We start from the raw sequence: 23,844 nt of genomic DNA, 5'->3' as shown, positions 1-23,844 counted from the left end.
TATTGCCCATCATGACCCGTCCCGGAGACCGCCGATGCTGACCCGGCTTGCCGACTATCTACAGTCGATCAAGGCGCGCGATCCGGCGCCCCGGTCGCAGTGGGAGATCCTGCTGTACCCGGGGACGCTGGCGGTCGGGCTGCACCGCGTGGCGCACTGGCTGTACGAAGGCGAGATGTGGTTCGCAGCGCGGTTCGTGAACCATGTCGCGCGGTTCCTGACCGCGATCGACATCCATCCGGGTGCCAAGATCGGGCGCAACCTGTTCATCGATCACGGTTTCGTGGTGATCGGCGAGACCGCGGAGATCGGCGACGACGTCACGATCTATCAAGGGGCGACCCTGGGGGGCACGAACCCAACCAACGGGATGGCCGGCAAGCGGCACCCGACGCTGGAGGACGGCGTGATCGTCAGCTTGGGTGCGGCGATCCTGGGGCCGATCACGGTGGGCACGCGCGCGCGGATCGGCGCGAATGCGGTGGTGACCAAGACGGTCGCGCCGGGGGCGGTGATGGTCGGGATTCCTGCGAAGCCGATGCCGATGGACGCGACCGAGAAGGCGCGCGGCTTCACCCCCTATGGCACGCCGTGCACCGAGCAATATGACCAGGCGACGCAGAAGCTGGAGATCATGCGCTGCGAACTCGAGCGGATGCGGGCGACCGTCGGCGATCTGCTGGCCGAGCGCGATGCGCGGCAGCCGCAGGAGCGCGACGTCGGATGATGCATGATGTGGGACGGGCCCTCTGATGGGGGTCGTGACGCCCTTTCCCGAACGCCGCGTGACGCAGGTCGCGTTCGAACGGGCCGAGATGATGCGGATCCTCGACCTGTACGGGCGGATGGTGTCGGCGGGGAACTGGCGCGACTATGCGATCGAGATGGGGTCCGAGGTGGCGGCCTTCTCCGCATTTCGGCGCGCGACCGAGCGGCCGGAATATCGGATCGAGAAGCGCCCGGCCCTGCGCGGGCGGCAGGGCATGTATGCGCTGATCGGCGAGGGCGGGACGGTGCTGAAGCGCGGGCATGAGCTTGCCCCGATCCTGGCGCCGATCGAGCGGAAGCTGCTGAAGCTGGTCGCGGAGTAGGTCGCTGTCGGCCCGGACCGGGTCCGGGACGACGGGTTTCTCAGACCAGCGCAGGCTTTCGGCCCGACACCGCGGGCAGGCGGCGGCGCAGGCTTTCCGACAGTCGGTTGACGATCGCGGCGCGGGCGCCGTGCCAGAAGGCGGAGAGCAGCAGCAGCGCGGAGCCGATCACGAGGCCGGTGAGCGCCAGGTTCAGGCTGATCGCGCCGAACTCCCGGAATAGCGTCGCGAGCGCGTAGAGCACGTAGAACAGCGCGGAGACCATCAGCGCGCGGCGGTCGACCGCGAGTGCGACGATGCCGAGCAGGATGTAGAGCACGATCACCACGACCGCCTCGCCCGCGGTCGCGCCGCCATCGAGCAGGCCCAGAAGCTTGAAGATGGGATGGACGATCAGCGGGGCGGCGAGCAGGTGGAGCCAGAAGGCGACATCGGCGCGGCGCGTGCTGCGGGTGGTGTCCGACATGTCCCAGCGCATCGCGAACGCGAACACGATGAGCCCGGCGACGAGTGCCACGACGGCGAGATAGGATTCGAGTGCGGGGACGAGGGCGAGCGCGACGCCCATCGCTACCGCGACGGTACCGGCCGCGATCGCCGCGACGGTGATCGGGACGTGAAAGCGGCGCCAGTGTGCGAAAGCCGCGGCGGCCGCGCTGAGCCCGCAGAGGGCGATCAAGACGCCCTGCGCCTGCTCGCTCGACGTGGGGAGGAACCAGGCGGCGGTATCACCGACGGTCTTGGCGACGCCGCCGACGAAGGCGAGCAACAGCAGGATGCTGGGCAGTGCCATGCGGCGGCGGCGAGTGAAATATTCGGCGAGGCCCCAGGCGGCGATGGCGACGAAAAGCCCGCCGAGCGGTGCAAAGGTCCGGGTCAGCGGATAATAAGTGCCGGTGTCCTCGCCCACCGTAGCGGTTGCCAGCACGATGCTCGACCCGATCCAGGCGAGCGCGGAGAGCAGCAGGATCGTGGCGATCGCGACGAAGATGTCGTTGAAGCCGGTGAGGAGGCGGAACTGCTCCTCGTCCGCGGCACCGTCGCCGGCGGTGCCGGTGAGGTAGCGACGGAAGGCGAGCGCGGCCTCGGGGGTCAGCACACCTGCGGCGACGGCGCCGTCCAGGTCTGTGTCGGTGTACATGTGGTCGGCCCCCGCTTGTTCGGCTTACGGGGTAGGCGCACTGTGTTGGTTTGGCAATACGGTTGTGGGTTTTTGGGGCGGGACAGAGGCGATGTCGTCTCCAGCCAAAGCCCCCCACCCCGACCCTCCCCCCGGTGGGGGGAGGGGGTTCGGTTCGGCTTGTGGGCTGCTTAGCCCTCCCCCCACCGGGGAGGGTACGGTGGGGGGCTTGGCCTGGGGCGACGTAGCCTCAAGCCAAACGGCCTTTACCCCTGCAGCGACTGCAGGATCGTCATCGACTGATCGGCGCCCGACTTCGGCACGGTCTCGCCCTCGCGGTCGGAGATTTCGGCCCAGTGCGCGGCGACGCCCTCGGGGGTGCGGTCTTCAGCGGACAGCATCTTGCCCTTGGTCATCGTGACGTGCGCGGTGTGGAAGAAGCCCGCACCGGCGCCGACGATCTGGTTGGTGGGGGCGTCCTCCGACACGAGGAAGAGTGCGGCGGGGACGACGTTTTCCGGGGCGAACGCCTTGAACGCTTCCGGCGGGAAGATGTCCTCGGTCATGCGCGTGCCGGCGACCGGGGCGATCGTGTTGACCTTGACGTTGTACTTGGCGCCTTCGAGGTAGAGCGTCTTGGTGAAACCGGCGAGGCCGAGCTTGGCCGCGCCGTAGTTCGCCTGGCCGAAATTGCCGTAGAGCCCGGTCGACGACGCGGTCATCAGGATGCGCCCGTAATTCTGTTCGCGCATCATGTCCCACACCGCCTTGGTCGCGGTGGCGGAGCCGGTGAGGTGGACGTCGACGACCAGCCGCCAGTCGTCCATCGTCATCTTGGTGAACGACTTGTCGCGCAGGATGCCGGCATTGTTGATCAGGACGTGGACGGCGCCCCAGGCTTCCTTGGCCTTGGCGACCATCTCGACCATCTGGCCTTCGTCGGTGACGGAGCCGCCATTGGCCATCGCGGTGCCGCCGGCCTGCTCGATCTCCTCGACCACCTTCAGCGCGGCGTCGCTCTGCCCCGTGCCGTCGCGTGCGGCGCCGAGATCGTTCACGACGACCTTCGCCCCGCGCCGTGCGAGTTCGAGCGCATAGGCCCGGCCGAGGCCACCGCCCGCCCCCGTGACGATCGCGACGCGCCCTTCGAAACTGATGGTCATCCCGGACTCTCCTGCTGGTTACGTGTCTGACGCTTTACGTGAACGTCAAGTAGCGGGCGGAAGCGGGCTTGGGAAGAGGTAACGGTCGAGCAGGCGGCCGCTGGTTGGTTGTAAATCAAGGATGGCTATTCGGACGGTTTGCGGCTCAATACACTCTCTGGCCGTAGACGTTGCCGCCTTCGGCATAGCGGCACACGAAATACTCGTCGCCGCCACCGCGCGCCAACGCGCAACCCACCGTACGTGTCGAGCCCCAGATCATCTGCGTGTAATGGCCGACGTCCTCCAACTGGCCGGTCCGGCTCACGTCCGGAAACACGCCGTTTCGATAATTGCGTTTCTCGACCGACCAGGCGTCTATCATCGAACCGAGGCTATATGCACCGGCGGTGCCCGCCCAAAGATTCTCACCCTGCGGTGATGGATCGTCGGGATCGTTCTCGGAATGCTGAAGGTAACCGGCGCGGGCGAGATGTTCGGCCCATGATAGTGCATCGCGGGCAAGGCCTGGGTCCCATTTCAAAGACTGCAGATGGAGCATCGCGCGTTGGCGATTATGTTCCGCCAGGGTGCGTTGCTCCAGGTTTCCGATCCTCGACTCGACCCCACCAGTGAGCGGCAAGAAGGCGGCAATCATGAGGAGTATGAGCGTCATGAGATTTCAGACCGATCGGGTCGAAATACGACATGCCGACGCCGTCGAGTCCCGGGCGCGGACATGAGCCTCACCATGATGGCATCCGGCTCATGCGATCGGGGTGGGGCCTCATAAGGCGAATCCTTACATGTGAGTCTATTGCAGGATCGTTAATTTCTTGGTGAGAGGCCCGTTGTTCTTCGAACGTCATGATGAGTTTCGTCCGAACCCGCGTTATGCGTCAGGTGATGGCGGGGCGGGCGGGATCCGGATGGGCATCACCCCACCGCCCGCGGTCGCTGCGCGCGGGCGATGGGCGACCGCTCACGCCTCCGTGCCATGATGGATGCCCACACGGGCGGGGCGCGCGGTGCTGCGGGTGCGGAGGCCGAGGCTTTCGGCGCGGGTGCTGCACGCCATCTGCGTGCGGTCGAGCGCGCGGGCGATGACGGGGAGGAGTTCGCCGGCCTCGACGCGGTTGCGCAGGTCGGTGTCTTCCTCGTCCGTCCAGCGGCGGCGGACACGCTTGGTCATTAAATAGGTCATTGGTCTGTTTCTCCTGTTGAAAAGAGAAATAGACCCGAGCTGCTGAACGAAATTACAACGGGCTCGTCAGCATTCCGACAGTATTGACTGCCCGCTATATTACGGTGAACGCCGCCTTAACGATCCGGATAGTCAGACCGCGCCTTCGCTGTCGAGCGCGTAGCCGGCCGAGCGGACGGTGCGGATGATGTCGGGCAGGTTCTCGCCGTTGATCGCCTTCCGCAGGCGGCGGATGTGGACGTCAACGGTGCGTGGTTCGATGTCGCTTTCGCGGCCCCACACGCTGTCGAGCAGTCGTTCGCGCGAGAAGACGCGGCCGGGATGTTCGAGGAAATGCTTCAGCAGCCGGAATTCCGTCGGCCCGAGTGGCACGGTAGCGCCGTCGCGGCGGACCTTGTGGCTGACCGTGTCCATTTCGATATCGGAATAGATCAGCCGTTCGCCGGCAAGCGCCGGCCGCACGCGGCGCAGTACGGCCTGGACGCGGGCGACGAGTTCGCGGGGGGAGAAAGGCTTGGTCACATAATCATCCGCGCCGGTCTCGAGCCCACGAACGCGGTCCTCTTCCTCGCCGCGCGCGGTCAGCATGATGATCGGCACGTTGGCGGTGTCGGGCATGCGGCGCAGGCGGCGGCAGACCTCGATCCCGGACAGGCTTTCGAGCATCCAGTCGAGCAGCACCAGATCGGGCGGGGTTTCGCGCGCCAGGAGCAACGCTTCCTCGCCGTCCGGCGTATGTTCGACCTCGAATTCCTCGCGCTTGAAATGCCAGATCAGCAGTTCGGCAAGGGCGGCATCGTCTTCGACCAGCAGGAGGCGGGCGCGGGCCATGATGTTATTCCTTCACCGGGATGAGGGTGTCGTCGCCCTTGGCGCGTTCGACCATCTGTCGGCCGGTCGCGGCGAAATAGACCATTTCGGCGACGTTGGTGGCATGATCGCCGATCCGTTCCAGGTTCTTGGCGATGAACAGCAGATGCGTCGCCGAGGTGATGGTGTGCGGATTTTCGAGCATGTAGGTGAGCAGCGTGCGGAACAGGCTGTTGTAGAAATCGTCGACCGCGCGGTCGCTTTCGCAGACCGCGAGCGCCGCTTTCGGATCGCGTGCCACGAATGCGTCGAGCACGTTGTGGACCATTTCGGACACGAGCCGCGCCATCGACGGCAGGATCGACAGCGGTTCGAGGCCGCGGGCGTCCTGGAGCAGCGGCACGCGTTTCGCGATGTTCTTGGCGTAGTCGCCGATCCGTTCGATGACGCTGCTGATCTTCATCGCGGCCAGGATCTCGCGCAGATCGTCGGCCATCGGGGCACGCAGCGCGATCATCCGGACGACCTCGCGCTCGATCTGTGCCTCGATCTCGTCGATCCGGCGATCCTGATCGACGACGCGCGCCGCACCGCCCAGGTCACGCCGAACGAGCGACTGGATCGCCTCCGATATGGCGGCCTCGGCCAGGCCGCCCATTTCGGACACCAGCGCGCGAAGCTGCCCGAGTTCGTCGTCGAATGCCTTGACCGTATGCCCCGTGACCATGTCGTCGCTCCTCAGCCGTAGCGGCCGGTGATGTAATCCTTGGTCCGCGTTTGGCGGGGATTTGTGAAAATATCGGACGTGTCGCCATATTCCACGAGCGTTCCCAGGTGGAAAAAGGCCGTCTTTTGGCTAACTCGTGCCGCCTGCTGCATGTTGTGCGTGACGATGACGATCGCGTAGCGGCCGCGCAGTTCGTGGATCAGTTCCTCGATCTTGGCGGTGGCGATCGGATCGAGTGCCGAGCAGGGTTCGTCCATCAGGATGACCTCCGGATCGACGGCGATCGCGCGCGCGATGCAGAGCCGCTGCTGCTGGCCGCCGGACAGGGCCGTGCCGCTGTCGGTCAGGCGGTCCTTGACCTCCTCCCACAGGCCGGCGCGGCGGAGCGATTTCTCGACGATCGCGTCCATGTCGGGCTTTGCGCTGGCGAGGCCGTGGATGCGCGGGCCGTAGGCGACGTTTTCGTAGATCGATTTGGGGAAGGGGTTCGGCTTCTGGAACACCATGCCGACGCGGGCGCGGAGCTGCACCACGTCCATGTCGGCGCCGTAGATGTCCTTGCCGTCGAGTGTGATATCGCCGGTGACTCGGGCCGAGGCCACGGTGTCGTTCATGCGGTTCAGCGTGCGCAGGAAGGTGGACTTGCCGCAGCCCGACGGGCCGATGAAGGCCGTCACATTCTCCTGCGTCACGTCGATCGAGACGTTCTTGATCGCCTGTTTCGTACCGTAGAACACGTCGACATCGCGCGCCGTCATCTTCAGCGTGCCGCCATGGGCGGCCTGCTGTTTATCGGCGCGGTCGTTGAGGGAAGTCTCTGTCATCACCAGCGCCGTTCGAATCTGTTGCGGAGATAGATGGCGATCCCGTTCATCGCGAGCAGGAACACCAGGAGGACGATGATCGCCGCCGAGGTCTTTTCGACGAACCCGCGGCTAACCTCGTCCGACCAGAGGAAGATCTGGACGGGGAGGACGGTCGCGGGGTCAGCAAGGCCGCCGGGGGGCGATGCGATGAAGGCGCGCATGCCGATCATCAGCAGCGGCGCGGTCTCGCCCAGCGCGCGCGCCATGCCGATGATCGTGCCGGTCAGGATGCCGGGCAGCGCGAGCGGCAGGACGTGGTGGAACACGACCTGGACCTTGGACGCGCCGATGCCGAGGGCGGCGTCGCGGATCGACGGGGGGACCGACTTGATCGCGTTGCGCCCGGCGATGACGATGACCGGCATCGTCATGAGCGCGAGCGTGAGCCCGCCGACGATCGGGGCCGAACGTGGGAAATCGAGGAAGTTGAGGAACACCGCCAAGCCGAGCAGGCCGAAGATGATCGACGGGACCGCCGCGAGATTGTTGATCGAGACCTCGATCAGGTCGGTCCAGCGGTTCCGCGCGGCATATTCCTCCAGATACAGCGCGGACAGCACGCCGATCGGGAAGGCGAGGATCAGCGTGACGAACATCGTCAGCAGCGAGCCCTTGAGCGCCCCCCAGATGCCGACCAGCGTCGGATCGGTCGAGTCCGAGCCGGTCAGGAACGCCATGCTGAACGAGGTGCGGACCGCCTTGCGCGCGTCGAGCAACCGGTAGCCGGCCTCCGCTTCGGCGTCGGCATCGCCCTTTGCGGCGAGATCGATGACGGTCGAGGTCGGGACCCAGATGTCCGCGCGGCGGGTCAGGATCTGCGGATCGGCCTGGATTGCGGAACGGACCGAGAGCCACGCGCCGTCGGACAGCAATTTGTAGCCGCCGGTGCCGTAGGCGCGGTCCGCGGCGCGGGCGGTGGCACCTTCGAGATCGACCGCGGCGAGTGCGGCGCGCGCGTTCGGGCCGGCCAGTGTGGCCGGATCGAGCGCGAGGCGGGCGGCGGGGAAGTCCATTGGCAGGCGCAACTCCGTCTGCGTGAAGCCGCGCAGTCCCTGGCCGAGCATCGAGATCAGCAGGAAGACGAGGAACGCAAAGGACAGCAGCACCGCGCCCGCGCCGAGCAGGCGGAAGCGCCGTTCCGAACGGTAGCGGCGGCGGATGCGACCCTGCATCGACGTGGTCGTCCAGTCGGTCGGCACGCGTGCCGGCTGCGGCTTCGGCGGCGGTTGCAGCGCGGGGGCGATCGTACTCATTCGTAAGCCTCGCGATATTTCTTCACGACCCGCAGCGCCACGATGTTGAGCAACAGCGTGACGATGAACAGGACGAGGCCGAGCGCGAAGGCGGCGAGCGTCTTGGCGCTGTCGAATTCCTGGTCGCCGGTCAGCAATTGGACGATCTGCGTCGTCACGGTGGTGACGCTGGAGAACGGGTTGGCGGTGAGGTTCGCGGCGAGGCCGGCGGCCATCACGACGATCATCGTCTCACCGATCGCGCGGCTGACCGCGAGCAGGACGCCGCCGACGACGCCGGGGAGTGCGGCGGGGACGAGCACCTTGCGGATCGTTTCCGACGTGGTGGCGCCCATGGCGAGCGAGCCGTCGCGCATCGATTGCGGCACGGCGGCGATGCTGTCGTCCGCCATCGAGGAGACGAACGGGATGATCATCACCCCCATGACGAGCCCGGCGGCCAGCGCGCTTTCGGACGAGGCGCCGGGGATGCCGACGAATGCGGCGAAGTCACGGATCGCAGGCGCGACGGTGAGCGCGGCGAAATAACCGTAGACCACGGTGGGCACGCCGGCGAGCACCTCCAGGATCGGTTTCATCCAGCGGCGGGTGGCGGGCGCGGCATATTGGGTCAGGTAGATCGCGCTCATCAGGCCGAGCGGGATCGCGACGATCATCGCGATGATCGCGCCGATGAAGATCGTGCCCCAGAACAGTGGCACCGCGCCGAACGTGCCGCTGTCCCCGGTCTGCGGCGACCAGAGCGTGCCGAACAGGAACTCGATCGGCGACACGCGGGCGAAGAACCGCATCGATTCGAACAGCAGCGACAGGACGATGCCGAGCGTGGTCAGTACTGCGATGAGCGATGCGCCGAGCAGCGCGGCCATGACCAACTGTTCGACGCGGGTGCGGGCGCGGAAATCGGGTTTCACGCGGGTGTAGGCGAACGCACCGCCCGCGAAGGCGAGCAGCAGTGCGACGACGCCGCCGATGACGTCATAATGGGTTTGGACGCGCTGGAACACCGGGACGAGCGGCACGACTTCCGGATGGAACGCGGTGGTGAGCGCGCCGGTGCCGAGTGCGCGAACCTCTGCGGTCAGATCGGCCGGATCGAGCCGGATCGCGGCGGATTGCGGCGTCGCGGTAACCGTCGCGTCAACCAGACCGGGCGAGACGAACCCCCAGACCGCGAGGAAGAGGAGGGCGGGGGCCAACGCCCAGAGTGCCACGTACCAGCCATGATAGCCGGGCAGGCTGTGTGGCCGGTTGGCGCCCGTGCCGGTAAAGCGGGCGGCGCGGGCGCGGCCGGTGATCCAGCCGATGAAGGCGAGCCCGGCGACGAGCAGGAGGAAGAGCGCAGGCGACATGGCTTATTTCACCGTGGCCGGATCGAGCGGCGTGAAGTTCAGCGCGATCTGGCGGTTGCGTTCCGACACGTCGGCAGGCGCCACGATCAGCCCGCGGCGCGACAGATAACCGCCGCGGCCCCAGTCATTGGCATATTCGGCGACCAGTTCGCGCAGGCCCGGCACGACGTTTAGATGTTGCCCCTTCACATAGATGTAGAGTGGGCGGGAGCCGGGATAACTGTAGTCCGCGATCGTCTCGTAGGTCGGCACGATGCCGTTCATCGGGATGCCGCGGACCCGGTCCTTATTCTCTTCGAGGAAGCTGTAGCCGAACACGCCGACCGCGTCGGGATTGGCCGACAGTTTCTGCACGATCAGGTTGTCGTTCTCGCCGGATTCAACATAGGCACCGTCTTCGCGGACCTTGGTGCAGACCGACGTGTGGCGCTTGGCATCCGCCTTTTTCAGCGCGTCCATGGCCGGGTCGGCGTCGCAGCCCTTTTGCAGGATCAGTTCGGCGAAGGCATCGCGCGTGCCGGACGTCGGCGGCGGGCCGTAGACGACGATCGGGATGGCGGGGAGCGCCGGGTCCACGTCGCGCCACAACTTAGCGGTCTGCGGCTTGCCGTAGGGATCGGCGGCGAGTGCGCGGTAGACGTCGGCGGGCGTCAGGCGCATCGCCTCGCCCTTCAGACTTTCGGCCATGACGATGCCGTCGATGCCGATCTGAATCTCGACGATGTTGCGCACGCCGTTCTTCGTGCAGTCGTCCATCTCGGATTTCTTGATGGCGCGCGAGGCGTTCTCGATGTCGGGGAAGCGTGCGCCGACGCCCGCGCAGAACAGCTTCATCCCCGCACCGGTGCCGGTCGATTCCACGATCGGCGCCTTGAACTGCGTCTGGCGGCGTGCGAATTGTTCGGTGACGGCGGTGGTGAACGGATAGACGGTCGACGACCCGACAGCGCGGATCTGATCGCGGGAGGCGTTCGTCCCGCCGTTCGAGCAGGCCGACAGCGCCAGCGCCGCCCATGCCACACCCATCGTCCTGCTGATCATCGATGGCTCCATGGGGCTCACGCCGCGTCCCGTGACGCCGCGCTAGGTCCCTTCGGCTCTTCCCCTGTGACGCTTTCGTGACGGATTGATGACAGTGGCGGCGTGCTCTCCAGCTCCGCCACGACGGGCAGCATGATGGTTACCGTCGTTCCGGTGCCCACCACGCTGTCGATCGCCAGCCGGCCGCGGTGGCGCTCGACGATATGCTTGACGATCGCGAGACCCAGGCCAGTGCCGCCGAGCGCGCGGCTGCGGCCGGGATCGACGCGGTAGAAGCGTTCGGTGATGCGCGGCAGATGTTCGGGCGGGATGCCCTCGCCCTGGTCCGCGACGGTCAGCCGGATCATGCCCGCGCCCGACCCGCTGAGGTCGACCGAGACGGGCGTGCCGGCGCGGCCATATTTCAACGCGTTGCCGATGATGTTGTGGAGCAGTTGCGACAACTGCGCCCGGTCGCCCGCCACGGCGCAGGACGTGCCGTCATGCGTCACGACGATGCGCGTTTCGTCCAGTTCGAGCCCCGCGATGAGTGCGCGGCGGACGTCGGCGAGCAGCCGGTCGAGCGCGACCGCGTCCTGCGGCAGGCTGTACTTGTCCGCCTCGATCCGGCTGAGCGACATGAGGTCGTCGACGAGGCGCTGCATGCGCTTCGCCTCGCCGAACATGATCTTCAGGAAGCGCGCGCGGGTGGGGCCGTCCTCCGCCGCGTTGCGATCCTCCAGCGTTTCGATGAAGCCGAGCAGCGTCGCCAGCGGGGTGCGTAGTTCGTGGCTGGCGTTGGCGACGAAATCGACGCGCGACCGTTCAGCGGCGTGGATTGCGGTGCGATCGACCAGCCGGGCCAGCCGCGCGTCGGCGGTGAGCGGGTGGACGGTGAGCGCGAAACGACGCGCGTGATCGCCGAGGCCGACCAGTTCGACGGGGCTTTCGTCACCCGAACGGCGGCCGGACAGCCGGTCGGCCGCGGCGGGGTGGCGGATGGCGAGGCGGACATCCTCCCCCACGATATGATCGCCGAGCAAGGCGCGGGCGGCGCGGTTAGCGTGGCGGACATGCTGTCGTTCGATCACCAGCAGCGGATCGCGGATCGCATCGAGCACCGGATCGATGCAGATTTCGTCGACGACCGGATCGTCCGGTACGACCGCACTCACCGTCGTCGGCCAGGGTGCCGACGCGATGAACGCCATCGCCGCGACGATGCCGCCGCAGAACAGCAGGGCCGCCAGCGGACTGCCGAGCAGCCAGGCGATGAACCCGGCAACGACACCGGCGAGTAGGGCGAGAGTTATGCGCATCGGGCCCACATTAGGGCCGATTTTGTGACAATCCTATGATCGTCCCATAATCGTCCTTAACCCGACCAACGGCGGCTCGCTTTCACCGGTGTTCGTTGGTAGGCACCAAGTGGAAGACTGCGCAGGAATGGCGATGAGCGAAGACAGGACCGACGGCGCCGCCGACCGGGCGGCACAGGACGCAGCGGGCAGCGATGCACCGACTGACGCCGTCCAGGGCGCCGGTGCCGGTGCGTCCACGCGGCGGATGCTGATGCTGGGTGCGGCGGGCGCGTCGATGGTCGTGACGATCCGGCCGGCGTTGGCGCAGACCGCGACGTCGGTGCTGACGTGCCAGATCCCCGTGCCGCAACCGCGCCAGTCGGGCGGCTGGCTGATGGCCGACGGCACCGTCGTGCCGCCGTACACGCGCAACGCGGTGCGCCCGCCCTCGCAACCGTTGAAGGGTCAGGAGATCCGCGAGGCGTTGCTGCAGGGCAGGCTCTACCCCGGCACGACGCGCGAGCAGACGCAGGCCTATACCGCCTACATGTTGCGGTTGCAGAATGGGCAAAGCGGTTTCACCTGCTTCGTTTCGATCAGGGCCAAGTAGCGGCCGGGCGCATGGCCGCGCGCCGTCATATTGCCGACGCGGCGATGCCGTCGGTGACGATGGAAGGTTTTGCCGTCGTGTTCCATGCCGCATCGGGCGCGACGCACCTGCTGGCGTCGCCGGTGCCGGAGATCCTGGCGGCGATCGGCCCCGACCGTGGGGCGGCGACGCCGGACGAGATCGTGACGCGGCTGCGCGCCGATTACGACATGGACGGCGAGGCCGATGACGACGTTGCGGCGGTCGTGGCCGAGCGGATCGCGGAGCTGACCGCGAGCGGGCTGGTCCGCGCGGCATGAGGCATGCGATCGGGCTGAAGATCGGGCCGGTCGCGTTCCGGGTGGGATCGGACTGGGCCGCGCCGATCGCGGCGTTGCAATCGCTGTACCGGGACTATCCGGCGCCGGTCGGGGTGCCGGACTATACCGTCAGGCTGGAGGCGGAGCGGCCGTGGCGGCGCTGGGTGCGGCCGTCGGTGGCGGTGCGCGGCGACTACATCTTGCCGGAGGCGCTGCCGCTCGACCTGGCGCACGGCGTGCTGGCGGCCGAGATCGGGATGAACCTGCAACTGGCGCTGGGCGAGCGGCGCTGGCTGCTGCTTCATGCGTCGAGCGTGGAGCGTGACGGGCGCGCGCTGATCATGTCGGGCGAGTCCGGGTCGGGGAAGTCGACGCTGGCGGCGGTGCTGGCGACGCGTGGATGGCGTTTGATGGGCGACGAGTTCGCGCTGATCGACCTGGCGACGGGCGCGGCGCGGGCGTTTCCACGCGCGACGAGCCTGAAGAACGCGGCGATCGACGAGATGCTGCGTCACGCGCCGGAAGCGCGGTTCGGCGCGGAGCTGACGGGGACGCCGAAGGGGCGGTTGCGGCATCTGCGCCCCGACGCGACGGCGATCGCACGGATGGACGAACCCGCGATGCCGGCGCTGATCCTGTTTCCGCAATATGGCGGGGCGGAGGCGGCCGAGGGGATGGGATCGGCCGAGGCGTTCGTGCGGCTGACGCAGGCGTCGACCAATTACGGGCCGCTGGGGCGGGCGGGTTACGACACGCTGACCCGGCTGGTGACGACGGTGCCGACGGTGGCGGTCGACTATCCCGACACGGCGACCGCGGTGGCGCTGGTCGAGCAGTTGTGGGACGCGCTGTGAGCCGGGCGGCGGATGACCTGACGGAGGTGCTGGCGGTGCCGGGGCGGGCGGTCGGGTTCGACGACGCGCGCTGGACGGCGATGCTGTGCGCGGCGCTGGCGGAGCGGCTGGCCGGCACGCTGGCGGAGCGGCTGGCCGGGGTGGCGCTGCCGGATACGGTCGCGACATGGTGCGACAACGCGCTGGTGCAGGCGGCGCAGGAGCGGCGGTCGGCCTTATGGGAGGCGGAGATGGCACGGCGCGCGCTGGCGGCGCTGGGGGTGCCGGTCGTGCTGCTGAAGGGGACGGCCTATGCCGCCGGCGGGCTGTCAGCGGGGTTGGGGCGGTCGATCGGGGATCTCGATATATTGGTGCCACGCGACGCGCTGGATGCGGTCGAGGCCGCGTTGCTCGCGGCGGGGTGGGAGTGGGTGAAGCCCGACCCGTATGACGATGCTTATTACCGGCGCTGGATGCACGAGTTGCCGCCGCTGATCCACACGTCACGCGACCGGATGATCGACGTGCATCACACGATCCTGCCGCTGACCGCGCGGCCGACGCCGGATGCGGCGCTGATGCTGGCGGACAGCATTGTGTTGCCGGACGGGTTGCGGATGCTGTGCGCGCATGACCGGATCGTCCATGCGGCGGCGCATCTGTTCGCGGATGGCGACCTGGCCGGGGGGCTGCGCAATCTGTGGGATATTCACTGCCTGATCGGGGAGAGTGGGACGGACGGGCTGGCGGCGCGGGCGGCAATGCATGGGCTCGAGCCAGCGGTGGCGCGGGCTGGGCGGTTGGCGCATGCGTTGTACGGGACTGTGGTGCCTGAGGGATGGCAGCGGTTGACGGTGGTGGACCGGCTTTTCCGGCGGCGGATGCTGGCGGTGGACGGGTGGGGCCGCGACGTGCGGCGCGGCACGCGGCTGGCGTTCTACGTGCGGTCGCACTGGCTGCGGATGCCGCCGGCGATGCTGGCGCGGCATTTGTGGACGAAGTGGCGGCGGTAAGCAGATGTTCCCCGGCCGAGGCCGGGGTCCAGGTGGACCGGTTGCATCTAGGCCCCTGCTTGCGCCGGGGAACGGTTCAGACCTGGGGTGATTGCAGTTTCGTCAGGGCCGGGATCAGTTCGTCGAAATGGTCGATGAGGGCGGTGGCGCCGAGCTCTTCGGCGGGGCGGTCGCGGAAGCCGAAGGTGACGGCGATGCAAGGGAGTGCGGCGGCGCGGGCGGTGTCGGTGTCGGTGATCGAATCACCGACGAACGCGGCGGGGCCGCCGCCGGCGTGGGCGATGGCGGCGAAGAGCGGGGTGGGGTCGGGCTTGCGGACCGGCAACGTGTCGCCGCCGACGATCGCGGCGAAGCGGTCCTGCCAGCCGAGTGCCTCCACCAGTCTGAGCGCCAGCGATTCGGCTTTGTTGGTGCAGATTGCCAGTTTGACGCCGAGCGTGTCGAGCCGGTCGAGTGCCTCGGCGACGCCGGGATAGGGGCGGCTCGTGTCGGCGATGTGAGCCGTATAGTGGTCGATGAAGACCGGAAAGCCGCGGTCGATCAGCGTTTCGTCGCAGGTGCCGGTCGCCTGCAACCCCTGGCGCAGGAGCGCGCGGGCGCCGTGGCCGACCATGTGGCGGACCGACTCCGGATCGATCGCGGGGCGGCCGAGCGACCCCAGCGCATTGTTGAGCGCGGCGGTGAGATCGGGCGCGGTATCGACGAGCGTGCCGTCCAGATCGAAGGCGACGACGGTGAAGGGAAAGCGAGACGTTTGCATGACGCCGCTGTCACCCGGCCGTTATGGAATATGCAAGCGTAACATGGCAGAACGCCCCCCATGTCGACCGATCAGACCGCCTCCGCCGCTCTCCGCCCGCTCGCGGCCGTCATCCTGGCCGCCGGGCGGGGCACCCGGATGAAATCGGACCTGCACAAGGTGCTCCACCCGATCGCCGGGCGGCCGATGCTGGCGCATCTGCTGGCGAGCGTGGACGCGATCGGGGCTGCGGCGCGGGTCGTGGTGGTCGGGTCGGGGCGCGAACAGGTCGAGGCGGCGGTCGCTGGGCAGGGCGTGATGGTGGCGGTGCAGGACCCACAGCTGGGCACGGGCCATGCGGTGCAGCAGGCGGAGGCGGCGCTGGCCGGGTTCGAAGGCGACGTGCTGATCCTGTACGGTGACGTGCCGCTCGTGTCGGCCGACACGATGCAGGCGATGGTCGCGCGGCTGCATGCGGCGGATGCGCCGGCGGTGGTGGTGCTGGGGTTCCGGCCTGACGACGCGGCGCATTATGGCCGGGTGATCGCGGCGGACGGGGTCGTCTACCGCATCGTCGAGTATAAGGATGCGGACGAGGCCGAGCGCATGGTCGACCTTTGCAACAGCGGGTTGATGGCGGTGCGGTCCGATGCGTTGTGGCACCTGCTGGCGCGGGTCGGCAATCACAATGCGGCGGGCGAATACTATCTGACCGATATCGTGGCGCTGTCGGGCCATGCCTCGGTGGTCGAGACCGACCCGGCGGAGGTGGCCGGGATCAACAGCCGCGGCGAGCTGGCCGCGGTCGAGGCCGGGTGGCAGGCGCGGCGCCGGGTGCAGGCGATGGCGGACGGCGCGACGCTGATCGCGCCCGACACGGTCTGGTTCGCGCATGATACGGTGGTGGGGCGCGACGTCACGATCGAGCCGAACGTGGTGTTCGGGCCGGGCGCGGTGGTCGCGGACGGGGTCACGATCCATGCGTTCAGCCATATCGCGGGGGCGACGATCGCGTCGGGCGCGGACGTGGGCCCGTATGCGCGGCTGCGGCCGGGGGCGGAGATCGGCGCGGGGGCGAAGGTCGGCAATTTCGTCGAGATCAAGAAGGCCGTGCTGGGCGCGGGGGCGAAGGTGAACCACCTGTCCTACATCGGCGATGCGGATGTGGGGGCGAAGGCGAATGTCGGCGCGGGGACGATCACTTGCAATTACGACGGGTACAACAAGGCGCGGACGGTGATCGGCGCGGGGGCGTTCGTCGGATCGAACAGCGCGCTGGTGGCGCCGGTCGTGATCGGCCACGGGGCGATCGTGGGGGCCGGGTCGGTGGTGACGCGCGATGTCGAGGCCGATGCGCTGGTCGTGGCGCGCGGGCGGCAGGAGGCGCATCCCGGCTGGGCGGCGCGGTTCCGGGCGCGGATGGCGAAGCGGTGATGTTGTGATGCTATGACCTCTTCCTAGGACCCGTTCGGTTCGAGCTTGTCGAGAACTGCGCAAGTTCTCGACAAGCTCGAACCGAACGGAGTGGTGAAGGGTTCTCGACAGGCTCGAACCGAACGGGTTTGGTGGGCCGCAATGACGATGACGACTCTCCACGCGTGCGGGAGGTCATGAAAGGACGATATCATGTGCGGCATCATCGGGATCGTGGGCGCGGGCGACGTGACGGGGCGGCTGGTCGAGGGGCTGCGGCGGCTGGAATATCGCGGGTATGATTCCGCGGGGGTCTGCACGATCCATGACGGGCAGCTGGATCGGCGACGGGCGGAGGGGAAGCTGGACAATCTGGCGCGGGTGCTGGACGCGGAGCCGCTGAGCGGGGCGATCGGGATCGCCCATACGCGCTGGGCGACGCATGGCGGGCCGACGACGAGCAACGCGCATCCGCATGCGACGGACCGGGTGGCGATCGTCCACAACGGGATCATCGAGAATTTCAAGGCACTGCGCGACGAGCTGACCGCGCGGGGGCGGGTATTCGAGAGCCAGACCGACAGCGAGGTGGTGGCGCACCTGATCTCCGAACAGGTCGAGGCGGGCGCGACGCCGGAGGCCGCGACGGTGGCGGCGCTGAAGCGGTTGCATGGCGCGTTCGCGCTGGCGATCCTGTTCCGCGACCAGCCGGACATGCTGATCGGCGCGCGGCTCGGTTCGCCGCTGGTGGTCGGGTACGGCGACGGCGAGACCTTCCTCGGGTCCGACGCGCTGGCGCTGGCGCCACTGACGCAGCGGATCGCGTATCTGGAGGAGGGCGACTGGGTCGTCGTGACGCGCGAGGGGGCCGCGATCCACGACCGCGACGGCAATCCGGTGGAGCGCGAGATCACGCTGTCGGGCGTGTCCGGCGCGCAGATCGACAAGGGCAACCACCGCCATTTTATGCTGAAGGAGATTTACGAGCAGCCGATCGTGGTGGCGCAGACGCTGCGCAGCTACCTCAGGCCGCTCGACGGGCAGGTCGCGCTGCCGATCCCGGATTTCGACTTCGCCGACATCCGCCGCGTGACGGTGGTGGCGTGCGGGACGAGCTATTATGCCGGGATGGTCGCGAAATACTGGTTCGAACGGTTCGCGCGGCTGCCGGTCGAAATCGATGTAGCATCCGAGTACCGCTATCGCGATCCAGTGATGGAGGAAGGCGGGCTGGCGCTGTTCATCAGCCAGTCCGGCGAGACCGCCGATACGCTCGCGGCACTGCGTCATGCGCGGGCCGGGGGCCAGAAGATCGCGGTGGTCGTCAACGTGCCGACCAGCACGATGGCGCGCGAGGCGGACCTGCTGCTGCCGACGCATGCCGGGCCGGAGATCGGCGTGGCGTCGACCAAGGCGTTCACGTGCCAGCTGGCGGTGCTGGCGGCGCTCGCGGCGAACCTGGCGCGGGCGCGCGGCAAGCTGAGCCCCAAGGAGGAGCGCGAGATCGTGCGCCACCTGGAGGAGGCACCGGCGGCGATCAACGCGGCGCTGGCCTATGACGAGGCGATCGCGGTGGTGGCCGGGCAGATCGCGGGCGCGCGCGACGTGCTGTATCTGGGGCGCGGGCCGGATTATCCGCTGGCGCTGGAGGGGGCGCTGAAGCTGAAGGAGATCAGCTATATCCATGCCGAGGGCTATGCCGCGGGCGAGATGAAGCATGGGCCGATCGCACTGATCGACGATCATGTGCCGGTGATCGTGCTGGCGCCGTCCGGCCCGCTGTTCGAGAAGACGATGTCGAACATGCAGGAGGTGCAGGCGCGCGGCGGCAAGGTGGTTCTGATCTCCGACTATGACGGGATCCAGGCGGCGGGCGAGGATTGCCTGGCGACGATCACGATGCCCAAGGTCCACCCGCTGATCGCGCCGATCGTCTATGCGATCCCGGTGCAGCTGCTGGCGTACCATGTCGCGGTGCTGAAGGGCACGGACGTCGACCAGCCGCGCAACCTGGCCAAGTCGGTGACGGTGGAGTGAACGCGGCGGCGGTCTGCTGCGTTCAACCGTCGGTAGGACGACGGAGACGAGCATGGCACGGACCGGAAGCGAAGACCTGAACGGCATCGACGATGCGGAGAAGCCGGGGATCGAAGACACGGCCAAGCCGGGCGGCGTGACGAAGCGGCCCGGCACCTGGGACGAGACCGAGACGAACGCCGCCGGTGATCTCGTCCCGCGCGAACCCGACGACGTCTGACCGGCGTGTGCAACCGCGCGCGGATGGCCGGCGAGCCCGACACGATCCGGACGCGGTTCGGGGCGGGATGGGTTGTCGATCGTCCGATGGACAATCGCTTTCAACCGCAGGAACTTGTTCCGCGGGGTCGTGCCTGGATCCTGCGTCATGATGGGCGCGGTTTGGGGCTCGACGTCATGGCCTGGGACGTGCTCGGCGGTCAGGCGAAGTTCCCGATGACCAATGTCCGGCAGCTCGCGCTGCCGCAGTGGCGGCGGCTGGCGGAGAGGCCGGAGAGCCGCTGCCTCATCCCGCTGACTGAATTCTGCGAATGGACGCCCGGCACCCATGATGTCGGCGGTGGCAAACCCATCAAGGGCGAGATGTGGTTCAGCGTTATCGACCAGCCGATCTTTGCGGTCGCCGGCTTCTGGCAGGGCACTGCCTCGGGCGCCGGCTTCACGATGGTGACCTGCGATCCGAACGACCTTGTCGCGCCGATTCATCCCAAGGCAATGATCACCGTACTTGAAGAAGCGGACTGGGACCGGTGGCTGACGGGCCGCTACGACGATGTCGTGGCGTTGCAGCAGCCCTACGATGCCAGCCGGATGACCGTCCGCGGACCGGAGTTTCCGACGCGTGCCGCGCGGCTTCTGTGAACGGATGCCGGCGAGTCGTCGAGACTGACTGATATGCGCCGCCTTGTTGTTGGGACCGGCCGGAACGACGTGCCATGTCGCGCCGGCCGGCCGGTTGCCTGTCAGAACTTCGCGCGGACGCCGAGGTTGACCGTGCGGCCGAAGGTATGGATCTCCGATACCTCGTCACGTGTCCCCGCGTAGGATACCTGGCGCTGGTCGAGGATGTTCACCGCCTGGGCGAACAGTTCGACATTCGGCCGCAGCTGATAGCTCGCGCCGAGATCGACGATCCCGTAACCGTCCTGGTAATAAGCAACGACATCATCGGTTGTCGGCAGCGATGTCACGACTGCGCCGGAGTCCGTCATATAGGCGCTGCGATAGGTGTAGCTGACGTTGAATTCGAAGGGACCACTTTCGAAGAACGGGGTGATCGAATAGCTGGTGTCTGAAACGCCCATGACCCCGGCGGACCGTGTGCCCGCGCTCGACGAGTTCAGTTTCAGATCCGACGTTGTGAAGGTGGCGGTGGCGGTAATGCCGAAACCGAACGGCAGCCGGTTGGTGTAGCCGAATTCGATCCCCGAAATGGTGGCATCGCCGACGTTGGTCGGGGTGGACACCAGCACGTCCACCGGCAGCGTGGAGCCGTCGCTGACCGAGAAAGCGAGCGACCGAGTTTCGAAATCGGACGCGATATAGTCACTGATATCCTTGTGGAACGCAGCCGCGGTGAACGCCCCGAAGCGTTTGAAATACCATTCGAACGACAGGTCGTAATTCCACGAGGTGTAGGGGCGCAGGTTCGGGTTGCCGGCCGATGCGGTCAGGTTGATCGTCGGGTCCGCCAGCGCGGCGGCGCCCAGATTGTAGATGTTGGTGACGGTCACGCTGTTCGTGTTGATGGAATTGCGCAGTTCAGACAGCGACGGACGGGTCATCGTCCGTGATGCCGCCAGTCGCAGCTTGATCTCGTCAGTCAGTCCGAAACTCGCGTTGAAGCTGGGCAGCCAGGTGGAATAGCTGGCCTTCGTCCGGTTCGGCGTCGCCGCGGTCGATACCTTGCCTGCGGCGTCGACCACCGGCGATACCGTCGTGCCCAGCACGTCGGTGGCGGTGTATACGTAGCGCAGACCGAGATTGCCGCTTAACGGCACGCGGCCAAGATCGGCCGCGAAATCGACGCGGCCATAGCCCGCGGCGATTTCCTCGCCGATGCGGTAGGAATTCTGAAGGTCCGCCGCGGTCGCGACCAGATCGTCGGTGCTGGGGTTCACGCCGTCAAATTCGTCTTTCAGCACGTAGGACTTGTTGAACAGGTCCCAATCGACGTTGGTCCACGACTGGAACGTGTCGATCGATTGATCGAAGGCGTTGCTGGGTGTTGGATAGTCGAGAAACGCGTCGGTCCGCGTCACCCCGTCACGCAACACCGTCGTGCTGCGATCGCGGCGCTGATAGTCGCGATAACGATCGGAATATTGGCCGCCGAACGCCAGCTTGGTGAACCGCAGCGCGCCAAGCCCGAAATCGAGATTGCGCGAGATGTTGAGGACACCCGTCTTGTCCTCGTCCCGCGAATTGATCGGCCGCACCGCGAAACTTTCATAGATCATCTTCGACGGATCGGTCAGGTCGAGGCTGGTATACAGCGCGTTGATCGACCCGGTATCCAGCGGATCGCCGCGGAAATCGAAGGTCAGATCGCCGCCCTGGCCGTTCGCCGTGCGGTACTGGACACGCTGGATCGGCGTGTCGAGATCGCTGTCGGCGCGCGCATAGCTGAACCGCGGCTCGATGTGCCAGTCGCCCAGATCGAGCTTCATCGTCGCGTTCAGTTGCGAATTGCGATGCGACTGGTCGAGATACTCGGCATAGTTGCGGATACGGGCGCCGCGGATGGTGCCCGCGACCAGCCGGCCGTCCTCGACGACCGCACTCGACACGTCGAGCCGCGAAATCTGGCTGGGGATGTAATAGGTTAGGCGGCGTTCGGTCGTTTCGTTGTTGAACTGCGACACGAGCCCGTCGACGCTGAATTCCAGATTGGGGGCCGGCCGCCATTGAACGCCCAAGACACCGCTGATGCGTTCGCGATTTTCGAGTTCGAGATAGGTCTGGGCGTCGGACGGTATGCGGATGGAACCGAGCCCTGCGACAACGGCCGTTTCCCAGCCCGTGCGCAACCGGTCGAACTGCACTTCCCGCTTGGAATAGGAGACGCCGCCGAACACGCCGAACGTTTCGTCCGCGTTGCGCCAGCCGGCCGACAGTGAACCGTTGGGATTGACGGTATCGGTCCGCTCCTCATAGCCGGCAAAGGCCGAGGCCGCGATGAAGGGTTTGCGATCAAGGGGGTCGATCAGCCGGATGTCGACCGTCGATCCGATTCCGCCTTCGACCAGATCGGCGGTCGGCGACTTGATGACGACGACGCTGTCGATCAGCGTGGCGGGCAGCACCTGGAGCCGGAACTGGCGACCGGACTGGCCGGAATTGCGGATATTCTCGTTATAGGCGAGCGGCATGCCGTCGAAAGTGACGGCCTGAAAATTGGGGCCCAGGCCGCGCACGCTGATGAACTGGCCTTCGCCCGCTTCGCGTACGATCGTGACGCCAGGCACGCGTTGCAGCGCTTCGGCGACGTTGAACGCCGGCAGCTTGCCGATGTCGGCGGCGACGACCGCGTCCGAAATCGAGTCCGCGTTACGCTTGACGTCCAGCGCCGCTTCTACGCCGTCCGAAAACTTGCCGGTGACGACGATGTCGGATTCACTGGCCGCGACGGCGCTTGCGGTGGGGGCGGTCAGGGGCGTTTGCTGGGCCGCCGCCAGCAGAGGGCGGACGATCAACGCGCCCGCAGCGTCCCGCGTCACGGTCAACGACGTACCGGCGATCAGCTGGCGAACGGCCGTCTCGGCCGCGAATGCACCGTTCAGCGCCGGCGCCTGGACGCCCGCGACCGTCGCGCGGGTGAACAGGATGTCGTTCCCGCTCTGCCGGGCAACCTGTTCCAGCGCACGGTCCAACGACTGCGCGGCGATGGTCAGCCGGACCCGCCGCTGCGCAGTCTGCGCGCTTGCGGCATCGGCCATGGCCACCGTGGAGAGCGCAAGCGCAAGCGCCGCCGAACGGCATAGCCGCTGCTTCAAGTTCGTCATTTAAGGTCCCCGTCCCACGCCCCCCAGCGGGCGCCGCATCCCCGACGAACGGGGGTGGATTTACCTCAGCCGGATCCGTGAAATAATTTTCAGCCGGTCGCCGAGATGCGGATGACGCCGGCGTCCGCATCGACCCGTACTGGCAGCAAGACGGCCAGCGACCGCGCGAACGCCTCCGGATCGCCCACACGGTACAGGCCGGTGAACCGCATGGCCGCGGCCCGCGGATCGACCACGACCAGCGTCCGATCCGTGTAGCGGTTCATTTCCGCCGTCGCCTGCGCCAGTGTCTCGTCGCGGAACGCCAGCCGCCCAGTCTGCCAGGCGACCAGATCGTCCAGTTCGGGACGATCCACCCGGTCGGGGCGGCCATCGGCCATGGCGATGCGCTGACCCGGTCGCAGCGGGACGGACGATCCCGACGTCTCGATCCGGGCGGTCCCGTCGAGGGCGGTCACCGCCGCCTGTCCGGCGTCGTAGCGGATGTCCAGACGACCGGTTTGCATCAGCACGCGGCGGCCGCCGGCCTGCACAGCGAACGGGCGGCGATCGGCAGCGACATCGAGGTCGATCCGCCCCGCGGACAGGGAGAGTGTGCGCAGGTCCGTGGCCGCGCGGAAACGAATGCGGGTGTCGGTATCGAGCATGACCCGCGTGCCGTCGTCCAGAACCAAACGACGCTGTTCGCCGACATCGGTTCGGTAGACGCCCGCATTCGCCGCGCGCCAGCCAACGGAGGACGCCCCGGCGACCAGCAGCGCTGCGCCACCGGCCATGACCGCGCGGCGGGATGGCAGGGACGGGCGAGCCGCCGGCATTGGAGCAGTCAGGCCGCCGGCAGAGTCCCAAATCGCCGATGCGCGTTCGAACGCGTCGGCATGACATGGATCGGCGTCCAGCCAGGCGCGGAACGCCGTCTTGTCGTGATCCGTGCGGTCGTCCGCATGCAGCCGCGCAATCCAGTCCGCCGCCTGCCGGTTGAATGTCGCCGGCTCGCCGCGGAAGGTCAC

General features: G+C 67.3%; 24 protein-coding genes. 10 read left to right on the top strand and 14 right to left on the bottom strand.

All coding sequences use genetic code 11. The annotated features are described in order from the left end of the window. Positions 1 to 34 precede the first annotated feature (34 nt). Together epsC and IEX50_RS12770 are read left to right on the top strand one after the other, a co-directional pair. A complete protein-coding gene (gene epsC / locus IEX50_RS12775) occupies positions 35 to 727 on the top strand; it encodes a serine O-acetyltransferase EpsC (RefSeq protein ID WP_157176393.1) in 693 nt (230 codons plus the stop codon). A 25-nt stretch (positions 728 to 752) separates the two neighbouring features. Next, positions 753 to 1,091, top strand: a complete 339-nt coding sequence (locus IEX50_RS12770) for a DUF2794 domain-containing protein (RefSeq protein ID WP_157176394.1) — start codon at positions 753 to 755, stop codon at positions 1,089 to 1,091. A 40-nt stretch (positions 1,092 to 1,131) separates the two neighbouring features. Here IEX50_RS12770 and IEX50_RS12765 read toward each other — a convergent pair whose 3' ends face one another. From IEX50_RS12765 to IEX50_RS12715, 11 genes are all read right to left on the bottom strand, one after another. Beyond that, entirely contained in the window at positions 1,132 to 2,232 is a 1,101-nt protein-coding gene (locus tag IEX50_RS12765; protein ID WP_157176395.1) for a hypothetical protein, read from the bottom strand. Positions 2,233 to 2,477: 245 nt separating this feature from the next. Continuing rightward, a complete protein-coding gene (locus IEX50_RS12760) occupies positions 2,478 to 3,374 on the bottom strand; it encodes an SDR family NAD(P)-dependent oxidoreductase (RefSeq protein ID WP_157176396.1) in 897 nt (298 codons plus the stop codon). 145 nt (positions 3,375 to 3,519) lie between these two features. Further along, entirely contained in the window at positions 3,520 to 4,029 is a 510-nt protein-coding gene (locus IEX50_RS12755) for a CAP domain-containing protein (protein WP_157176397.1), read from the bottom strand. 306 nt (positions 4,030 to 4,335) lie between these two features. Beyond that, positions 4,336 to 4,545, bottom strand: coding sequence for a hypothetical protein (locus IEX50_RS12750; protein WP_157176398.1), 210 nt, complete (start codon positions 4,543 to 4,545; stop codon positions 4,336 to 4,338). Positions 4,546 to 4,689: 144 nt separating this feature from the next. Beyond that, positions 4,690 to 5,388, bottom strand: coding sequence for a phosphate regulon transcriptional regulator PhoB (phoB, locus tag IEX50_RS12745; protein ID WP_076071189.1), 699 nt, complete (start codon positions 5,386 to 5,388; stop codon positions 4,690 to 4,692). Positions 5,389 to 5,392: 4 nt separating this feature from the next. After that, positions 5,393 to 6,094 (bottom strand): phosphate signaling complex protein PhoU, encoded by a 702-nt coding sequence (phoU, locus tag IEX50_RS12740; RefSeq protein ID WP_157176399.1) that lies wholly within the window; start codon positions 6,092 to 6,094, stop codon positions 5,393 to 5,395. Positions 6,095 to 6,105: 11 nt separating this feature from the next. Continuing rightward, complete coding sequence (gene pstB, locus IEX50_RS12735; RefSeq protein WP_221237634.1) at positions 6,106 to 6,852, bottom strand: phosphate ABC transporter ATP-binding protein PstB; 747 nt, start codon at positions 6,850 to 6,852, stop codon at positions 6,106 to 6,108. 65 nt (positions 6,853 to 6,917) lie between these two features. Further along, on the bottom strand, positions 6,918 to 8,213 hold the full coding sequence (pstA, locus tag IEX50_RS12730; protein WP_157176401.1) for a phosphate ABC transporter permease PstA: 1,296 nt from the start codon (positions 8,211 to 8,213) through the stop codon (positions 6,918 to 6,920). Next, positions 8,210 to 9,565: a phosphate ABC transporter permease subunit PstC gene (pstC, locus tag IEX50_RS12725; RefSeq protein WP_157176402.1), complete on the bottom strand. Its 1,356-nt coding sequence runs from the start codon at positions 9,563 to 9,565 to the stop codon at positions 8,210 to 8,212. The genes pstA and pstC overlap by 4 nt, the downstream gene beginning before the upstream one ends. 3 nt (positions 9,566 to 9,568) lie before the next feature. Then, entirely contained in the window at positions 9,569 to 10,606 is a 1,038-nt protein-coding gene (locus IEX50_RS12720; protein ID WP_157176403.1) for a substrate-binding domain-containing protein, read from the bottom strand. 17 nt (positions 10,607 to 10,623) lie between these two features. After that, a complete protein-coding gene (locus IEX50_RS12715; RefSeq protein ID WP_157176404.1) occupies positions 10,624 to 11,904 on the bottom strand; it encodes an ATP-binding protein in 1,281 nt (426 codons plus the stop codon). 133 nt (positions 11,905 to 12,037) lie between these two features. Between IEX50_RS12715 and IEX50_RS12710 the strand changes: the two genes are divergently transcribed. From IEX50_RS12710 to IEX50_RS12695, 4 genes are read left to right on the top strand one after another with little or no spacing between them, the layout of a single operon-like run. Then, positions 12,038 to 12,496, top strand: a complete 459-nt coding sequence (locus IEX50_RS12710; protein WP_229673986.1) for a hypothetical protein — start codon at positions 12,038 to 12,040, stop codon at positions 12,494 to 12,496. A gap of 11 nt (positions 12,497 to 12,507) precedes the next feature. Beyond that, positions 12,508 to 12,795, top strand: a complete 288-nt coding sequence (locus IEX50_RS12705) for an HPr-rel-A system PqqD family peptide chaperone (protein WP_157176405.1) — start codon at positions 12,508 to 12,510, stop codon at positions 12,793 to 12,795. Next, the gene (locus IEX50_RS12700; RefSeq protein WP_157176406.1) at positions 12,792 to 13,649 is read left to right on the top strand and encodes an HprK-related kinase A; all 858 of its coding nucleotides are present in this window, start codon (positions 12,792 to 12,794) and stop codon (positions 13,647 to 13,649) included. The genes IEX50_RS12705 and IEX50_RS12700 overlap by 4 nt, the downstream gene beginning before the upstream one ends. Beyond that, a complete protein-coding gene (locus tag IEX50_RS12695; RefSeq protein ID WP_373285313.1) occupies positions 13,646 to 14,641 on the top strand; it encodes a nucleotidyltransferase domain-containing protein in 996 nt (331 codons plus the stop codon). Before IEX50_RS12700 ends, IEX50_RS12695 begins: the two co-directional genes overlap by 4 nt. Before the next feature lie 76 nt (positions 14,642 to 14,717). Here IEX50_RS12695 and gph read toward each other — a convergent pair whose 3' ends face one another. Continuing rightward, positions 14,718 to 15,401, bottom strand: a complete 684-nt coding sequence (gene gph, locus IEX50_RS12690) for a phosphoglycolate phosphatase (protein ID WP_157176407.1) — start codon at positions 15,399 to 15,401, stop codon at positions 14,718 to 14,720. A 60-nt stretch (positions 15,402 to 15,461) separates the two neighbouring features. Between gph and glmU the strand changes: the two genes are divergently transcribed. The 4 genes from glmU (at position 15,462) to IEX50_RS12670 (ending at position 19,691) form a co-directional block, all read left to right on the top strand. Beyond that, positions 15,462 to 16,814 (top strand): bifunctional UDP-N-acetylglucosamine diphosphorylase/glucosamine-1-phosphate N-acetyltransferase GlmU, encoded by a 1,353-nt coding sequence (gene glmU, locus IEX50_RS12685; protein ID WP_157176408.1) that lies wholly within the window; start codon positions 15,462 to 15,464, stop codon positions 16,812 to 16,814. Between the two features lie 192 nt (positions 16,815 to 17,006). Next, on the top strand, positions 17,007 to 18,830 hold the full coding sequence (gene glmS, locus IEX50_RS12680; RefSeq protein ID WP_157176409.1) for a glutamine--fructose-6-phosphate transaminase (isomerizing): 1,824 nt from the start codon (positions 17,007 to 17,009) through the stop codon (positions 18,828 to 18,830). A 52-nt stretch (positions 18,831 to 18,882) separates the two neighbouring features. After that, positions 18,883 to 19,050, top strand: coding sequence for a hypothetical protein (locus IEX50_RS12675; protein WP_157176410.1), 168 nt, complete (start codon positions 18,883 to 18,885; stop codon positions 19,048 to 19,050). Positions 19,051 to 19,055: 5 nt separating this feature from the next. After that, positions 19,056 to 19,691: an SOS response-associated peptidase family protein gene (locus IEX50_RS12670; protein ID WP_157176411.1), complete on the top strand. Its 636-nt coding sequence runs from the start codon at positions 19,056 to 19,058 to the stop codon at positions 19,689 to 19,691. A gap of 101 nt (positions 19,692 to 19,792) precedes the next feature. Here IEX50_RS12670 and IEX50_RS12665 read toward each other — a convergent pair whose 3' ends face one another. Continuing rightward, entirely contained in the window at positions 19,793 to 22,834 is a 3,042-nt protein-coding gene (locus IEX50_RS12665) for a TonB-dependent receptor (RefSeq protein ID WP_157176412.1), read from the bottom strand. Between the two features lie 89 nt (positions 22,835 to 22,923). Then, positions 22,924 to 23,844, bottom strand: a complete 921-nt coding sequence (locus IEX50_RS12660; RefSeq protein WP_157176413.1) for a FecR family protein — start codon at positions 23,842 to 23,844, stop codon at positions 22,924 to 22,926.

Source organism: Sphingomonas prati (assembly GCF_014643515.1).
Lineage (GTDB): Bacteria > Pseudomonadota > Alphaproteobacteria > Sphingomonadales > Sphingomonadaceae > Sphingomonas_R > Sphingomonas_R prati.
Note: the sequence above shows the minus strand (reverse complement) of the source record. Positions and strands in the feature narration are given on the sequence as shown.

Coding starts and splice junctions, on each gene's coding strand:
- epsC (WP_157176393.1), top strand. CDS start 35: ATGCTGACCCGGCTTGCCGACTATCTACAGTCGATCAAGGCGCGCGAT.
- IEX50_RS12770 (WP_157176394.1), top strand. CDS start 753: ATGGGGGTCGTGACGCCCTTTCCCGAACGCCGCGTGACGCAGGTCGCG.
- IEX50_RS12765 (WP_157176395.1), bottom strand. CDS start 2,232: ATGTACACCGACACAGACCTGGACGGCGCCGTCGCCGCAGGTGTGCTG.
- IEX50_RS12760 (WP_157176396.1), bottom strand. CDS start 3,374: ATGACCATCAGTTTCGAAGGGCGCGTCGCGATCGTCACGGGGGCGGGC.
- IEX50_RS12755 (WP_157176397.1), bottom strand. CDS start 4,029: ATGACGCTCATACTCCTCATGATTGCCGCCTTCTTGCCGCTCACTGGT.
- IEX50_RS12750 (WP_157176398.1), bottom strand. CDS start 4,545: ATGACCAAGCGTGTCCGCCGCCGCTGGACGGACGAGGAAGACACCGAC.
- phoB (WP_076071189.1), bottom strand. CDS start 5,388: ATGGCCCGCGCCCGCCTCCTGCTGGTCGAAGACGATGCCGCCCTTGCC.
- phoU (WP_157176399.1), bottom strand. CDS start 6,094: ATGGTCACGGGGCATACGGTCAAGGCATTCGACGACGAACTCGGGCAG.
- pstB (WP_221237634.1), bottom strand. CDS start 6,852: ATGACGGCGCGCGATGTCGACGTGTTCTACGGTACGAAACAGGCGATC.
- pstA (WP_157176401.1), bottom strand. CDS start 8,213: ATGAGTACGATCGCCCCCGCGCTGCAACCGCCGCCGAAGCCGCAGCCG.
- pstC (WP_157176402.1), bottom strand. CDS start 9,565: ATGTCGCCTGCGCTCTTCCTCCTGCTCGTCGCCGGGCTCGCCTTCATC.
- IEX50_RS12720 (WP_157176403.1), bottom strand. CDS start 10,606: ATGATCAGCAGGACGATGGGTGTGGCATGGGCGGCGCTGGCGCTGTCG.
- IEX50_RS12715 (WP_157176404.1), bottom strand. CDS start 11,904: ATGCGCATAACTCTCGCCCTACTCGCCGGTGTCGTTGCCGGGTTCATC.
- IEX50_RS12710 (WP_229673986.1), top strand. CDS start 12,038: ATGAGCGAAGACAGGACCGACGGCGCCGCCGACCGGGCGGCACAGGAC.
- IEX50_RS12705 (WP_157176405.1), top strand. CDS start 12,508: ATGGCCGCGCGCCGTCATATTGCCGACGCGGCGATGCCGTCGGTGACG.
- IEX50_RS12700 (WP_157176406.1), top strand. CDS start 12,792: ATGAGGCATGCGATCGGGCTGAAGATCGGGCCGGTCGCGTTCCGGGTG.
- gph (WP_157176407.1), bottom strand. CDS start 15,401: ATGCAAACGTCTCGCTTTCCCTTCACCGTCGTCGCCTTCGATCTGGAC.
- glmU (WP_157176408.1), top strand. CDS start 15,462: ATGTCGACCGATCAGACCGCCTCCGCCGCTCTCCGCCCGCTCGCGGCC.
- glmS (WP_157176409.1), top strand. CDS start 17,007: ATGTGCGGCATCATCGGGATCGTGGGCGCGGGCGACGTGACGGGGCGG.
- IEX50_RS12675 (WP_157176410.1), top strand. CDS start 18,883: ATGGCACGGACCGGAAGCGAAGACCTGAACGGCATCGACGATGCGGAG.
- IEX50_RS12665 (WP_157176412.1), bottom strand. CDS start 22,834: ATGACGAACTTGAAGCAGCGGCTATGCCGTTCGGCGGCGCTTGCGCTT.